At 34.6% G+C, this 15653-nt stretch carries 15 protein-coding genes; 7 read left to right on the forward strand and 8 right to left on the reverse strand.

Translation table 11 applies throughout. From position 1 onward, the window contains the following. The first annotated feature begins 1 nt into the window (after window position 1). Both ACJJVI_RS11255 and ppk1 read left to right on the forward strand, forming a co-directional pair. Window positions 2-871, forward strand: coding sequence for a nucleoside phosphorylase (locus ACJJVI_RS11255; RefSeq protein WP_397299368.1), 870 nt, complete (start codon window positions 2-4; stop codon window positions 869-871). Between the two features lie 46 nt (window positions 872-917). Then, complete coding sequence (gene ppk1 / locus ACJJVI_RS11260) at window positions 918-2969, forward strand: polyphosphate kinase 1 (protein ID WP_405351981.1); 2052 nt, start codon at window positions 918-920, stop codon at window positions 2967-2969. Between the two features lie 21 nt (window positions 2970-2990). On the opposite strand, the gene ACJJVI_RS11265 is transcribed toward ppk1, so the two are convergent. Beyond that, a complete protein-coding gene (locus tag ACJJVI_RS11265) occupies window positions 2991-3356 on the reverse strand; it encodes a hypothetical protein (RefSeq protein ID WP_405351983.1) in 366 nt (121 codons plus the stop codon). 183 nt (window positions 3357-3539) lie between these two features. Here ACJJVI_RS11265 and ACJJVI_RS11270 point away from each other — a divergent pair, with 183 nt between their 5' ends. Beyond that, window positions 3540-4412 carry a substrate-binding domain-containing protein gene (locus tag ACJJVI_RS11270; protein ID WP_042296838.1) on the forward strand — a complete coding sequence of 291 codons (873 nt, stop codon included), beginning with the start codon at window positions 3540-3542 and terminating at the stop codon, window positions 4410-4412. A gap of 14 nt (window positions 4413-4426) precedes the next feature. Here the strand turns inward: ACJJVI_RS11270 and ung are convergent, their stop codons facing one another. Beyond that, window positions 4427-5092 carry a uracil-DNA glycosylase gene (gene ung, locus ACJJVI_RS11275; protein ID WP_405351985.1) on the reverse strand — a complete coding sequence of 222 codons (666 nt, stop codon included), beginning with the start codon at window positions 5090-5092 and terminating at the stop codon, window positions 4427-4429. Between the two features lie 168 nt (window positions 5093-5260). Between ung and ACJJVI_RS11280 the strand changes: the two genes are divergently transcribed. The 4 genes from ACJJVI_RS11280 to ACJJVI_RS11295 are packed head-to-tail and all read left to right on the forward strand — an operon-like array spanning window position 5261 to window position 9577. After that, a complete protein-coding gene (locus ACJJVI_RS11280) occupies window positions 5261-7423 on the forward strand; it encodes an endonuclease MutS2 (RefSeq protein WP_405351987.1) in 2163 nt (720 codons plus the stop codon). Continuing rightward, entirely contained in the window at window positions 7423-7833 is a 411-nt protein-coding gene (locus ACJJVI_RS11285) for a thiol-disulfide oxidoreductase DCC family protein (protein WP_405351989.1), read from the forward strand. The genes ACJJVI_RS11280 and ACJJVI_RS11285 overlap by 1 nt, the downstream gene beginning before the upstream one ends. Window positions 7834-7893: 60 nt before the next feature. Further along, a complete protein-coding gene (locus ACJJVI_RS11290; RefSeq protein WP_405351991.1) occupies window positions 7894-9021 on the forward strand; it encodes an OmpA family protein in 1128 nt (375 codons plus the stop codon). 4 nt (window positions 9022-9025) lie between these two features. After that, window positions 9026-9577, forward strand: a complete 552-nt coding sequence (locus ACJJVI_RS11295; RefSeq protein WP_405351993.1) for a hypothetical protein — start codon at window positions 9026-9028, stop codon at window positions 9575-9577. A gap of 80 nt (window positions 9578-9657) precedes the next feature. Here the strand turns inward: ACJJVI_RS11295 and ACJJVI_RS11300 are convergent, their stop codons facing one another. From ACJJVI_RS11300 to ACJJVI_RS11325, 6 genes are all read right to left on the reverse strand, one after another. Next, window positions 9658-10473, reverse strand: coding sequence for a prohibitin family protein (locus tag ACJJVI_RS11300; RefSeq protein WP_036579012.1), 816 nt, complete (start codon window positions 10471-10473; stop codon window positions 9658-9660). A 117-nt stretch (window positions 10474-10590) separates the two neighbouring features. Further along, window positions 10591-12612: a vWA domain-containing protein gene (locus tag ACJJVI_RS11305; protein ID WP_405351995.1), complete on the reverse strand. Its 2022-nt coding sequence runs from the start codon at window positions 12610-12612 to the stop codon at window positions 10591-10593. 16 nt (window positions 12613-12628) lie between these two features. After that, complete coding sequence (fabG, locus tag ACJJVI_RS11310; protein ID WP_036579010.1) at window positions 12629-13375, reverse strand: 3-oxoacyl-[acyl-carrier-protein] reductase; 747 nt, start codon at window positions 13373-13375, stop codon at window positions 12629-12631. A 69-nt stretch (window positions 13376-13444) separates the two neighbouring features. Further along, complete coding sequence (gene sucD / locus ACJJVI_RS11315; RefSeq protein ID WP_036579009.1) at window positions 13445-14317, reverse strand: succinate--CoA ligase subunit alpha; 873 nt, start codon at window positions 14315-14317, stop codon at window positions 13445-13447. A gap of 31 nt (window positions 14318-14348) precedes the next feature. After that, the gene (locus ACJJVI_RS11320) at window positions 14349-14723 is read right to left on the reverse strand and encodes a nuclear transport factor 2 family protein (protein WP_042249003.1); all 375 of its coding nucleotides are present in this window, start codon (window positions 14721-14723) and stop codon (window positions 14349-14351) included. Next, window positions 14724-15650, reverse strand: coding sequence for a UDP-3-O-(3-hydroxymyristoyl)glucosamine N-acyltransferase (locus ACJJVI_RS11325; RefSeq protein ID WP_036579007.1), 927 nt, complete (start codon window positions 15648-15650; stop codon window positions 14724-14726). Between the last annotated feature and the right edge of the window lie 3 nt (window positions 15651-15653).

The following is a 15653-nucleotide window of genomic DNA, read 5'->3' on the forward strand; positions in this document are numbered from 1 at the left end:
TATGTCTCTAGAAGCATCAGAACTTATATTAAACGATGATGGAAGCATCTATCATCTCAACTTACAGCCGCATCAACTAGCACACACCATTATAACGGTAGGTGATCCAGATCGTGTAGGTGAAGTTTCAAAACACTTTGACACCATTGAGCACCGTGTAGGGAAACGCGAGTTTCACACGCACACGGGTACTTTAAAAGGTAAACGTATTAGTGTCGTATCCACTGGTATCGGTACTGATAACATAGATATTGTGTTTAATGAACTAGACGCGTTAGTTAATATTGATTTTGAAACACGCACCATTAAATCGCAATTGACACAATTAGATATTATTCGAGTTGGAACTTCTGGAGCTGTACAATCTGATATTCCAGTGGATTCTTTCCTATTATCACAGCGAGGAATTGGTTTTGATACTTTATTTCACTGGTATGACAATGATGGTGGTGATTCCGCTTTCGCGAAAGCGGTGGCAGAACAATTACATCTATCAGAACTAGCAGCAAGACCTTATACTGTGAATTGCGATCTACAACTTGCTGAAATTTTTAAAAGCGATGAAGTATTAATAGGAAATACGATTACTAACGTAGGATTTTATGGTCCGCAAAGTAGACAGTTGCGATTGAAGCCTGCTCATCTTCATTTAAATTCGAGTATTGAATCATTTAACTATGATGGAGAAAAATTAACAAATCTCGAGATGGAAACTGCGGGAATCTATGCTATGTCCAGTCTGTTAGGACATCGTGCCGTATCTTTAAATGCTATTTTAGCCAATAGAGCGACTGGAGAATTTTCTAAAAACCCTAAGTCGATTGTAGAAAAATTGATAACATTTACCTTACAACAAATCGTTGATAATTAACAAGGCTTTTACGCAAATCCTTTAACAGAGTTTGTATTTTTCAAATGTGAAAAAACAAACTAAATATCCCATAAGACATAGAGACCTTAACTGGTTAAGCTTTAACGACCGTGTACTTCAAGAAGCAAAAGATTCTTCAAATCCACTATACGAGCGATTAAAATTTATCAGTATATTTTCTTCAAATCTTGATGAGTTTTTTAGAGTGCGTGTTTCTCAATTGCGCCAGATTAAAAAGGTAAAAAAGAAACTGCGAAAGAAGCTTGCCCTAAGACCCAATAAAATTCTCAAAGAGATATTATTAAAAGTAAATGAGCAGCAAGAAGAATTGGGCGCTATCTTTTATGAGTCTATTGTACCAGAATTAAAGGAAAATGGTATTCAATTGCTATCTTATGAAGAGCTCATAGAGAATTATAATGAAGAAGCACAGAGTTATTTTAAAGACCACATAGAAGAGTTAATAGAACCAATAACGATTAAAGCTACTACAGATTCAGGCGTGTTTCTTGAAAATAGCGAGCTGTATTTTCTCGTCACTTTTATGTCAGAACATCACTATGGCATCGTAAATATACCGTCAGATAAGTTAAAAAGATTTATCCCATTAAAGGTAAAAGACGGCACGCATGTGATTGCTTTTATAGATGATATTGTAAAATCTCAGTTACAAACATTGTTTCAAAAACAAGATGTTTTAAGAGCTTATGCAATTAAATTATCACGCGATGCAGAGTTGTATCTAGAACAAGAGGTGGATGTAGATCAAACGCTAGCAGATCAAATTTATGAGTCGTTAAGTCAGCGATTAAATGGTCAACCTACTAGGTTACTATATGACAGTACTCTTCCTAAAGAAGTTCGTAAAAACTTAAGGAAAAGTCTTGGTTTAGGAAAAATAGACATGGTTGCCGGTGGTAATTATCACAACTTTGATGATTTCATTAAGTTTCCGGATTTAACAAATAATAAATCCTTGAAAGCTAAAAAACTGGATCCTATTGAGCATAGGTCTTTACATGGAACTAAGGATTATTTTAAAGTTATTAAAGAAAAAGATCAACTAGTACATTTTCCATATATGTCCTTTGACTATGTGCAAAATTTAATCAACCAGGCTGCAACAGATCAAGATGTTTTAGATATTAAGATATCCTTATATCGTGTTGCAGATCATTCTGCTTTAACAGATGCTCTACTTCTGGCACTAGAAAATGGTAAAAAACTAACTGTTTTTATTGAGGCTAAAGCTAGATTTGACGAAGAGAACAATATTAAATGGGGACGCATCTTTGAAGAAAAAGGTGCTCACGTCATTTATAGTTATCCTAAAATCAAGGTACATAGTAAGGTGTTACTAATCCTGCGAGAAGAGAAAGCTAAAGTACAACGATATGCATATATAGGTACTGGTAATTTTAATGCGCAGACTTCAAAGTTTTACTGTGATCATGGACTATTTACAGCTCACAATAAAATTACCAAAGAGTTACATAGAGTTTTTAAAGTGCTACAAGGAGATATGATTATTCCTAGAGCAAAAAATCTATTGATATCACCTTTTACCACTCGCTCTACCTTTGAAGAACTTATAAGAAATGAAATAGATGCTGCCATTGCAGGAAAACCGTGTGGTATCACCGCAAAAATGAATCAGCTCGAGGATGAGAAGATGATCAAACTACTCTATAAAGCAAGTCAATCTGGTGTACCTATAAGGTTAATTGTTAGAGGATTTTCCAGACTTATCCCAGGTCTAGATAAAATAAGCGAACACATATACATAACTAGTATTGTAGACCAATTTTTAGAACATGGTCGTATTTATAAATTTCATAATAATGGAGCTCCTCTTATTTATACAGGTAGTGCAGACTGGATGACGCGCAACCTAGATAGAAGAATTGAAGTTCTGACACCTATTTATGATGAAGATATCTTTAATGAACTAGACGATATTTTAAATATTCAATTATCAGACAACGTAAAAGCGCGTGTTCATACCATAAATGAGGATAATACAATGGTTCATAATCAAGAAAAAGAGATTAGATCACAATTTGAAATATACTCTTATCTTTTAAAAAAACATCATTAGATAGGATCGACAAGCTGATGGTTATCGGATCGTAAAATTATAGGTGGTCGTTAAAACTCTTCTCACATTGGATGAGTTTTCTGATAATTCATTTGTTACGATAATCACCGACTGTGATCCTTCATACGACATCGCTGGTTTAAATGTATAAAAATATAAGTCTGTTCCTGTACTATTATCAAGTGTTATTTCACTCGTATTATAAATATTTGCTTGTCGTGTAATTTCATATATCTCATGGTAAGCAGCTCCATTAAGTAAGGTTTTAAACTCCTCATCTATATTTAATGTGACATTAGCTTCTCCACTTAAGGTTTCAAAATTATCGTCTGGTGTGCATGAAATAGTGATAAAACATATGGTCAGTAGTATAAATATTGATTTCATAAGATTAATTTTTCAAAGTATTTATAAGTAATTACCTTCAACAAACATACCATACTTACCGAAACACGAACAGAACAAGGAACCTATTTATTCACATTATGTGATTATTTATTACAAGTACCAACAAATTATTAAGTAAACATTAGGATGAAGTAATCTATCTTTGTTAGACTTTTACTCATTATGACTACAATAAAGATAGGCGGCGTACCAGAGCATTTTAATCTACCATGGCATTTTGCTATAGAAGATGGAGCCTTTGAAAAAGAAGGAATTGATTTACAGTGGCAAGATGTTCCAGAAGGTACTGGACGCATGAGTAAATTACTGCGCACTCAAGAACTGGATGTAGCGTGTATTCTTACAGACGGAATCGTTAAAGATATTATTGCAGGAAACCCAACTCGTATTTTACAAGTGTATGTAGCATCTCCTCTATTATGGGGCGTTCATGCACCAGGAACTATTGAAGCAGAAAAGACACAACAACTAGAAGACGGTAAGTTTGCAATTAGTAGATATGGTAGTGGTTCTCATTTGATGAGCTATTTATTGGCCAAAAGACATGGTTGGGATATTGAAGACCTAAGCTTTGAATTAGTAAACACATTAGATGGTGCTGTTGAAGCTCTTTCTCAAAACAAAGCACAACTTTTCTTATGGGAACGTTACATGACACAACCTATAGTCGATCAAGGTATATTTAAAAGGTTAGAGACCATCGCTACACCATGGCCTAGTTTTGTTATTGCTGCAACGCAAGATTGTATTTCAGAAAAAGAAGAAGCCCTAGGAAAAATGCTAGCAATCATAAATCGTTATACAGCAGATTTTAAGCAAATACCTTCCATAGACCGGACTATAGCATCGCATTATGATTTACAGGTTGGTGATGTACAACAATGGTTGTTACGCACAGAATTTAGTGATGACCAATTATGGAACTCTACAGTCGATAAAATTAATGAGGAATTTAGTGCTGTAGGTATTATCGATAGAAAAGTCGCTTTAGATGAGCTGATCTATGATATTCCCAAAACGGATGAAGAAGAATAATTAAATGACTTCATTTACCATTGGATAGCCTCTTTACCCATCTTTAGAAGTATCTCATTCACCTGAGAAAAATGTTTATTCCCAAACCAGTATCCACGATTTGCACTTAATGGTGATGGATGACCGCTAGTAAGGATGTGATGTTTTTTCTTATCGATAAGCTTTGCTTTTCCTTTTGCAAATCCACCCCAAAGAAGAAATATAACATCTTCTCTTTCTTGAGAAATAGTTTTAATAACGGCATTTGTAAAACGTTCCCAACCTTTTTTTGCATGAGATCCAGCATCAGATTGTCGTACTGTAAGAACTGCGTTTAATAATAGCACACCTTGCTTTGCCCATCGTTCTAGATTTCCGCTTTCAGGAATAGGTAAGGAAAGATCAGATTCTATCTCTTTAAATATATTCTTTAGTGATGGAGGATGTACGATTCCATCAGCAACAGAAAAACACAAACCGTTTGCCTGTCCGTCACCATGATAAGGATCCTGACCTATAATGACCACTTTAACTTGATCTAAAGGTGCCGCATCAAAAGACGCAAAGATTTTACTAGCTGGTGGATAAACGATTTGATTTGAATACTCAGCTTTTACAAACTCAGATAATTCTTTAAAGTAATCACTATTAAATTCATCTTGTAGTACTTTTTGCCAGCTGCTTTCAATTGATACTTCCATAGTTTCAAATTTAAAAAAATAGCTGTTGTAATAAAGGCATACATCACAAAACAATTTGTAAATCGCAGATCAAAATAGATCCTTAAGTTATAATTATAAAACTTACTTATAATTAATTCTAAAACCTGCGACTACTACACTGTGCTAGTGTATTTTTGTATAACAATTATGAGTAAAATTTCCAATAAAACCATTCAAGATTTAGAATTCAACGTAGTGTTGGATCAGGCATCTTCTTTTTGCACCACAACAGATGGTAAGAAAAACATGCTTTTACTTGAGCCACTTACCTATCGCAATGCGGTTAAAGACTCTTTACAACATACAAATGAGTATTTACAATCGTATGCTAGTGAGTACCGCATACCTAATCATGGGTTTGACCCTATAGAGAAGGAATTGCAATTGCTAGGTATAGAAAATTCGACGTTAGAAAAAGACAGTATTCGTAAACTAGCAGTACTGCCACGTACTGTAAATGAACATCTTACCTTCTTTAAAAAGCAGCAGCTTTTATTTCCTAAACTATTTTCTAGACTGGAGAAGATAGAAAAGAATGAATATGTACCACAAGCAGTAGACGCTGTTCTAGATCGTTTTGGTGAGGTTAAAGATGACGCATCACCAGATCTTAAAAACTTAAGAAGAGAAATGAATAGTGTTAAAGGCCAGCTCAATGGTAGCTTTGGCGCAGCACTCAGTCATTACTCTCAAATGGATTATCTCGATGAAATCCGTGAAACGGTGATTGAAAACCGTCGCGTTTTAGCCGTTAAAGCCATGTACCGCCGTAAAGTAAAAGGTAAGGTAATGGGAAGTTCTAAAACGGGAAGCATTTCTTATATCGAACCAGAACGTGTGTTAACGCTTTCGCGAAAGCTTGCTGAACTAGAAGTTGAAGAGGCAGAAGAAATCCACCGTATTCTTAAAGCTCTAACAGAGACTTTACGTCCGTTTCTGGAAGAATTTAAGATTTACAGAGATTATTTAACTCACACAGACATTATCGCGGGAAAGTCTCGATATGCACAATCCATCAATGCTCTTTTACCTATTATGGTAGAACATCGAGAACTAGAATTAGTTGATGCTTATCACCCGTTATTGCTAGTATCTAATAGAGCGCGAAATGAAAAAACCTATCCACAAACCATAGGTCTTAAAGCAGACAATCGCATCATTGTGATATCAGGACCTAATGCTGGTGGAAAATCAATTACTCTTAAAACAATAGGTTTATTACAATTGATGATACAAACTGGATTTTTAATTCCAGTTCATGAGAAAAGTAGAATGAGCATATTTAAGCATGTTCTTACTGATATAGGTGATAATCAAAGTATCGATAATCACTTGAGTACTTATAGCTATCGTTTGAAAAATATGCGAGGTTTTCTTAAAAAGGCCGATGATAAAACACTGTTTCTTATTGACGAATTTGGTACAGGATCAGATCCAGAACTAGGTGGCGCACTGGCAGAAAGTATGCTAGAAGAACTCTATAGCCGTAAAAGTTTTGGTATCATCACCACACATTATACGAACTTAAAGATGCTGGCAAACGAATTGCCAGAGATGACTAATGCAAATATGCTTTTTGATGCGCAATCACTAGAGCCTATTTATAAATTACAACTAGGAGAAGCTGGTAGTTCATTTACATTTGAAGTAGCGCAAAAGAATGGTATACCTTACTCGCTTATCAATAAAGCAAAAAAGAAAGTAGAGCGCGGTAAAATAAGATTTGATAAATCTATCGCTGCATTACAAAAAGAGCGCTCTAATTTGCGTAAAAACAATGAGGCTCTTAGAGAACGTGAGATTAAAGCCACTCAAAAAGTTAATAAGTTAGACGATACTCAAGATCGTGTGCAGCAAAAATTACTGGACTTTCAAGAAATGTATGATAGCTATCAACGCTATATACAATTAGGGAAGAAATTTGATGGACTGGCTAAGGATTTTTCAAACAACAAAAAGAAAAAACTATTAGTTGATGAGCTTATGAAGATGGTCATCACTGAAAACGTAAAACGCCAGCCAGCACCTAAAAAAGCTGAGGCAAAAAAGCACAAGCAAGAACAAGGTAAAAAGAAGCAACTAGAAAATGAGGTTATCCAAAAGGTTGCAAAAATTAGGGAACAGAAAAAGAAAAACCCAAAGCCTGTTGTTGCTCCTAAACCTAAGGTAATACTTAAAAAGAATGATCGCGTACGCTTAATGGACTCAAAATCTGTAGGAACAATAGATCAGATTGAAAAAGGAAAGGCTACAGTTAATTATGGCATGTTTACTACCATTGTTTCTGTAGAACAATTAGAAAAGGTATAATGAAGAATAAGCAAAATGATGTGATTCTCTTTGATGGTGTTTGCAACTTATGCAATGGCGCCGTAACTTTTATTATTAAAAGAGACCGTAAAAATCATTTCAGGTTTGCTGCTTTAGAAAGCGATATAGGTGTCCTATATTTAAAAAAACATAATATCAATCCTGAAGAGGTTGATAGTATAGTTTTAATACGTGGTGAACGTGCTTATGTTAAAGCAAGTGCTGCCTTGCGCACTGCTCAGAAATTGAGTGGATTGTGGCCTCTACTTTATATTTTAATCATAATTCCAAAGTTTATCTCTAATGCGATATATGATTATATAGCCACAAATAGATATAAATGGTTTGGAAAGCAAGAGAGCTGTATGATCCCTACGGAAGAGTTACGTGATAAATTCCTACATAAGTAGAATGAATCATTTGTTTATCAAAGGTCTAGGTTTCTTATATTTAGCGTTAAATTTAATTTAGTGAAGAACTTTTTTACAGGCACATTAGCCTTTATAGTCTACGCAGGCTTATGCTTAGCTGTTTTCGGCTATTTTTTTATAGGTCGACTATCTGTTGATGATACGAACTTAGTAGACAATAATATTATTGAAGAAGAACCGATTATCGATGAATTAATCGCAATTGAAATCGATTCCACTCCTTCAACCAATACTACCCTAGATCAACAATTAGATTCAATAGCTGCTGCAAAAGCCTTGACTAATTCTATTTTGACTAGTGAAGATTCTCTTATCCCAATAGATAACAATATTATAGATACAGATACGGTACAGCATGATTTGAATGATGAATCAAACATGGCTTTAAACAATAAAGAAACAACAGTTTATGAAGCCAATACTTTTATAATCACCGATCAACATGGAAATCAATTAACCAGTTGTACCACCTTTACCACTATTTATAAAAACAATCCTAAAGTCAAAATACCATATCCTTGTAGAGCATATGGTAATGAATTGAAGGGAATTATCATTACTAATCCTAAATCTCAAATTATAATCAACGGTTATGCCTCATCTACAGAAGATGCAGATATGGGAATGAGAAGAGCACAATATGTAAAGAGACTATTAACTAACATAGGTGTAAACGAAAATCAAATTACACTTAAAAGTGCCATAAAAGATATTCCATTTAAATCAGGAATTGCACAAGGTGGAATAGATATTCAAGTATTAAACATAAATGAGAATTCTTCAATCAGTAATTCTACAAAATCTACTATAGTAACGGCAGCAAAACCATCTGTTACCGCAGGATCAGGACCATATGCTTATCAGAGATTTACTAAAGGATATCAAGGTGATTTCTTTTATGGCAATAGAGCTTTTACAGCCTATATAAAAGATATAGAGAACTATCTAAGTGAAAACCCTAGTAAAAAAGTTTATGTATATGCATATACGGATACTGTAGGTAATGCAACAGACAACTTTAACATAGGAAAAGATAATGTTAACACAGCAAGACGTCTAATGATACAAAATGGAATTACGTCTAATCGTATCGTTTCTATATCAAAAGGAGAAGAATCTTCTGGTGCCACTGGCAATAATCGCAGTATAGTAGTTATCGTAAAATAGAGATATGGAGTCATTTTTAAATTCCCAATGGGGTATATACTTAGTTCTCTTTTTGATGTTACTAGGTGCTTTTTTAATTGGATATCTTTTTGGTAATCAAAAGGATGAAAAACAAGTTGTTAATGATAAAGTTAAACAGGTTGTTGCACAAGTGCGAGAAGTAGAACGCAAGTTAGACCGTGTAGAAAAACGTGTCGAAATATCAGATTTAAGTGAACCTGGTCAAGTGCGTGCTATGAAGACTAGAGATCGAACTGGTAAATTGTCTGATGATGCTAAAACTGAGATTGTTGAAAGTGTTCTAGACCTAGAGTTCATAGGTAAAGGCAATCCTTCACGTCCCGATGATTTCCAAAAGATTGTTGGAATCGGTCCTTTCGTAGAAGAAAAACTTAAAATTATAGGGATAAACAGTTATGAACAACTCTCAAAACTACGCGATCAGGATACCGAAGCAATAACCATGCTTATTGAGTTTTTTCCAGGACGTATACATAGAGATGATTGGAAAGGTCAAGCTGCTGCACTATTAAAACTTAAAAATAAAGAGAAATAATTCTCAAACTTTAAAAGTCATAAAATAGAAAAGCGCAAATCGTAGGATTTGCGCTTTTTTAATTTTACTTGCTTATTTACTTATTGATTTCCCAGTATAATAGGTAAACCACCGCTCTCGCTACCACCTATTACGATAACTTTTGAATTAGGAGATTGAGAAAGCATCAATGTTGCCTCTATACCTTTTTCAGTTAAAATCTTATCTGTAAGTGAGGCACTTAAAATACGGTTTGCAACCGCTTTACCTTCGGCATCAATTTTTTGACGTTCTGCTTCCTTAGTTGCCTTAGTTAAACGGAATTCATATTCTAATGATTCCTGCTCTTGCTTTAACTTACGCTCGATAGCTTCTTTAATTTTAATAGGCAAAGTAACATCCTTTACTAAAACTCTATTCACAATGACGTATTGAGTTTTAAGCTCTTTTTGCACTTCTTCAAGAATCTCTTGTTGGATGACATCTCTTTTACTAGAATATAATTGCTCTGGTGTATAACGACCGACAACACTACGCGCTGCTGCACTAATAGCTGGAGCAAGAATTTCAGACTCATATTGAGTACCTTTTTCTTGATGTAAAAATGGTAATTTATCATATTCTGGCTGAAACCATACAGTAGCATCTACTTTTACTTCCAGTCCATTTACTGATAGAACCTGCATTTTATCAGACACTGATTGCTGTCTAGTTGGATATATAATCATATCATTCCACGGCGCGATGATGTGAAAACCTTCTCCATATGTATTTTCAAGATCTACACCATTTCCTAAAGTCTTAAATAAAACACCTGCTTGTCCTGCTCCTATTACCACAGAACTTTTAAGAATAACAATGATTAATAAAACAACTGCTATGATGGCAACTAATCCTGCCTTGGGTAATTTTTCCATTATAATCTAAATTTAGTTTTGAAGTGTTAAAATACAACACAACAAATGAATTGATGGCAATGTCTAGTTAAAAAGCTGTAGAACTAAAATCTAAAATTGTACGTGTTCAATACCTTTTTATACAAGACCACTGTATTTTCTTAAGAACCATTCTAGACCTAACAACAAAAGAATGAAACCTAGTAAATACTGCCAATCTACTAAACTAGCATAGCTCGTACTAGAACGTTCCACAGGTTTTAAAAGAGGATTTTTTAATAATTGAGTAATAACTTCATCTATCTGACCTTGATAATAAACTCCATCAATGCCCACTAATTGTTTCATACCTTGATCATGTGCGCTGATAAATTGTTTTTCTACGTCAAATTCTAAAATACTTAACGCACCGCTTTGACTCAATTGATCATTTTCTACCTTAACGGTGAATTTATAATCACCTGCTTCTAATCCACTTAAATCCACTGTATAGCTATTCCCATCTAAAATAAAAGGTCTTACCGTACGATTGTTAGATTTTTTATGAATTAATGTTATATTGAGAATACCATTATCTTCAAACTCATAATTCTTATCTAAGTATTGAGCATTAATAATGATTTTTTGGTTTTGATAATAAAAAGTCTTGTAATCAAGTTCTAATCGATTACGCCTTTTATTTGAAGCAAGGTATTGTATCTGACTACCTACTAACTCATCCCAATTTTTAAAATCTTTTTCGTCCAAATAGCTTTGTGCTCGCCATCTCCAGAATCCTTCAGCAAGAAACACTGCGTGTCTTGTCTCATTTTCTTCATAAGTAAACCACAACGGCTGTTGTGTCTCTACATCACCTATAGATTTGTAAATTAAAACGTCAGGTGCTGTATTCATCTTTACTGCTCCAAAGGGAACTTGTACCGGCGGATAATCGTCATAACTGTAGTCTTCTAAATTAAAAGTTGTGTACGATGTATTTAAAATGGGTTGTACCTCATCGACTTCTTCATCCACTTCAATACTATAAGCGGTCATCTGACTATTTAAAAATTCATAATCCGTACTAGGTCCTGTAATAGTCCATGTATTTTTATTAAGCTGTTTGGCTTGGTTATACGCTTTCGCGAAAGCGTTATCAGGACTATAAAAAATGACCATGTTATAGTCATTTAAATCTGGATTATCGTCTGTATTTTGAATACTAACGTCACGCTGCTGGTTTGAAGCTATCGCTTTTTTGAGGGCTGCAATATCTGGATGTATGACATTACTTAAAATCAATACTTTAGTCTGTTGATCAATTACTTCTACAGCAAAATTGCGATTATTATTGCTTATGTTTTTCTCTAACGTTAGTGGTGTGAGCGATGCCCTTAAAGATTGGGTACCTACTTTTTTACTCGTTAGATTAAGGTTAACAATCTGAGAAGGGTTGTCTTTAGAGAAACGTATTTGTTCTTGATGCAAAGTCGTATTTCCATTCGTTATTTTAAACTGAGTAGTGATGGCCTCTGATCCAGTATAAGTTGTGAAAATTTCTACAGGAAATTCATTATTTAAATAAGAGTACCGATTAACATTGAGCTGAGTGATCTTAAGATCAGGATAATTTGTAGTATCCCCATAAATCACAGGGAAAACAGCAGATTTTGCATCAATAGAAGCATAGCTATAACTATTACCACTAGTTTGATTACCGTCGGTAAGGATTATAATGGCTTTATTACGATCCTTGAATAATTTTTGTGGCTGTTCAATAGCGTTAAAGATATTAGTTTCAACACCAGCGAATTTTAAACTATCTAATGGTTTAATAACATCAGAAAATAGAAATTCTTGAACTTCAAAATTTTCCTTTATAGATGGATGATTGATTAAAGAATTGTAATCTGCTTTTAATTCTTCATCAGCTTTTAATTGGACTATAGAACTAGAATTATCAAGTTCTAATAATAATAATGGTTTAATAGTTTGATAAGTTGTTTTATCAAACTTAAGGTCTAAAAAAAGAATTAAAATAGTAAAAACCGTGAGAAACCTTAATAAGGCAAACCACGGTTTTCTTTTATTATTTTTTTTATTAGAAAATATATAACCATACTGGAATAAGGCTACAAGGGCTGCAACAATAGCCGCAAGAATAATCCAAAATATAGTCATATAATCAATCTATTTACTAGGTAAGCATACCACCATCCACGTTAAGAGTCTGACCAGTCACATAAGTTGAAAGATCACTACCTAAAAATACACACGCATTTGCAACATCTACTGGAGAGCCACCACGTTTTAATGGAATAGCATCTCTCCATCCTTGAACGACATCTTCATTTAATTTACCAGTCATTTCTGTCTCAATAAATCCTGGAGCAATAGAGTTACATCTTATATTTCTAGATCCTAGTTCTAACGCTACAGATTTTGAGAAACCTATGATTCCTGCTTTACTAGCGGCATAGTTAGTCTGTCCAGCATTACCTTTCACTCCTACGACACTACTCATGTTTATAATACTACCTGAGCGTTTTTTCAACATCGTACGTTGAACAGCTTTAGTCATATTAAACACAGACTTTAGATTCACTTCTATTACCTGATCAAAGTCTTCTTCACTAATACGCATTAAAAGATTATCCTTTGTAATACCTGCATTATTGATTAATATATCAACAGTCCCAAAATCTTCAACAACCTGTACAACTAGGTCTTGTGATTCTTGAAAACTAGCAGCATTACTTTTATAAGCTTTGGCTTTAACGCCTAGTGCGATGAGTTCTTTTTCTAATTCTAAGGCAGGTGCTTCAGAGCTGCTGTATGTAAATGCAACATTTGCTCCGTGCTGTGCATAGACTTGTGCAATTCCTTTACCTATACCTCTACTAGCTCCTGTAATAAGAGCCGTTTTACCTTCAAGTAATTTCATAGTTGGTTCAATTAAAAAAGTCTAGACTTCTCTTCATAAAAGAAAAGTCTAGACCATATGATTTAAAAATTAGCCTATTACTTCAGCTACTTTTTTACCTATTTCTGCTGGAGAATCTACAACGTGAATTCCACATTCTCTCATGATCGCTTTTTTAGCTTGTGCAGTATCTTCAGATCCACCTACAATAGCACCTGCGTGCCCCATAGTACGACCAGCTGGAGCAGTTTCTCCTGCTATAAAGCCTATAACTGGTTTCTTGTTACCAGTTGCTTTAATCCATTGTGCTGCATCAGCCTCTAATTGTCCACCTATCTCTCCTATCATAACGATAGCTTCAGTTTCTGGATCATTCATAAATAATTCTACAGCTTCTTTTGTTGTAGTTCCTATGATAGGATCTCCACCTATTCCGATAGCTGTTGATATTCCATAACCTTGTTTTACAACTTGGTCAGATGCTTCATAAGTAAGTGTTCCTGATTTTGAAACAATACCTACTTTTCCTTTTTTGAATACAAAACCTGGCATGATACCTACTTTTGCTTCTCCTGGAGTGATAACACCTGGACAGTTAGGACCTACTAATCGACAGTTTTTATCTTTAATATAGTCTGCAGCCTTTACCATATCAGCTACTGGAATCCCTTCAGTAATTGTGATAATTACTTCAATTCCTGCGTCTGCAGCTTCCATAATTGCATCTGCAGCAAATGCTGGTGGCACAAAAATGATAGTTACGTTTGCTCCAACTTTCTCAACCGCTTCAGAAACAGTGTTGAAAACAGGCTTATCTAAGTGAGTCTGTCCACCTTTACCTGGTGTTACTCCACCTACTACGTTTGTACCATATTCAATCATCTGGCCAGCGTGGAATGTTCCTTCACTACCAGTGAAACCTTGTACTATAATATTAGAATCTTTGTTTACTAAAACGCTCATTTATATATATTTAAGTTGAGTTTTATTTTTTTTACTTTTCGCTTGGGTGACTCGTTTGATGAATCTCTATAATTTTATTTTCTGAGACTTTAAAGATAGAAATAAAATACCCTATAGGAATTTCTTCTCGAGGATTTTCTACGGTTTTTACAAACACAGTAAATCGTGCTGCTACTTCATCCTTTTCACTGATCATGTGCGTGATTTCTGTTCTCATACTTTCATATGACGACGCAGTTGACTCAGTCAGTCTATAATATTCATTATAATCGTATTCTCTATAACCAGAACTAGCATGCCAGTGTGTTCTAAAATCTGGATGTATGAAATCTTTAAATAGATCAGGATTGATAAACATATCTGATTCTAAGAATGATCTTATAATTTTTTTAGCTGCTGCTGACATTTATTTATTTTTGATAAAGTTAGGTAACATTCTTATAGCTGCCAGCTCTCTAAACTTTTCTTTAGCATTTGAGGCTGGTGAACCGAATAATACATCACCTGGTTTAACATCTTTTGAGACACCACTTTGTGCCATTATTTCACATCCCTTTCCTAGTCTTATATCACTGCGTATCCCTACTTGACCCCAAATCTTCACCTCATCTTCAATGATTACACAACCTGAAATACCAGTTTGACTAGCGATAAGAACATGTTGACCAATTACTGTGTCATGTCCTATATGGACTTGATTATCTAATTTACTACCGCTACCTATCGTTGTATCACCACTCACACCACGATCAATCGTACATAAACTACCAATCTCTACATCGTTATCAATGACAACGCGTCCATTACTTAGTAATTTATCATAACCTTCTGGTCTACGTTTGTAGTAGAAAGCGTCTGCCCCTAACACAGTTCCAGAATGAATAGTTACATTATCACCAACGATACATCGATCATTAATTGAAACATTACTGTGTATGACACAATTTGTTCCGATGACAACATCATTACCTAAAAAGACATTAGGTTGTATTATGGACCCTTCACCTACTATAGGCGCTTTGGTATTCGCTTCCGCGAAAGCATGAAAAGGAGCAAAGTGTTGTGTTAGTTTATTAAAGTCTCTGAAAGGATCATCTGATATTAAAAGAGCTTTACCAGAAGGTGCTTCTACTTTTTTATTAATTAAAACAATAGTCGCATCACTTTGCAAGGCCTTATCATAATATTTGGGATGGTCCACAAACACAATATCTCCTGGTGTCACTACATGAATCTCATTCATACCAGTAACCGGAAATTGATCATCACCTACATACTCACAATCTATGAGTGCCGCGATATCCTTTAAACGATGTGTTTGTGAGAACTTCATGTA

This window comes from Nonlabens sp. Asnod3-H03, from assembly GCF_045063665.1.
GTDB classification, from domain to species: domain Bacteria; phylum Bacteroidota; class Bacteroidia; order Flavobacteriales; family Flavobacteriaceae; genus Nonlabens; species Nonlabens ulvanivorans.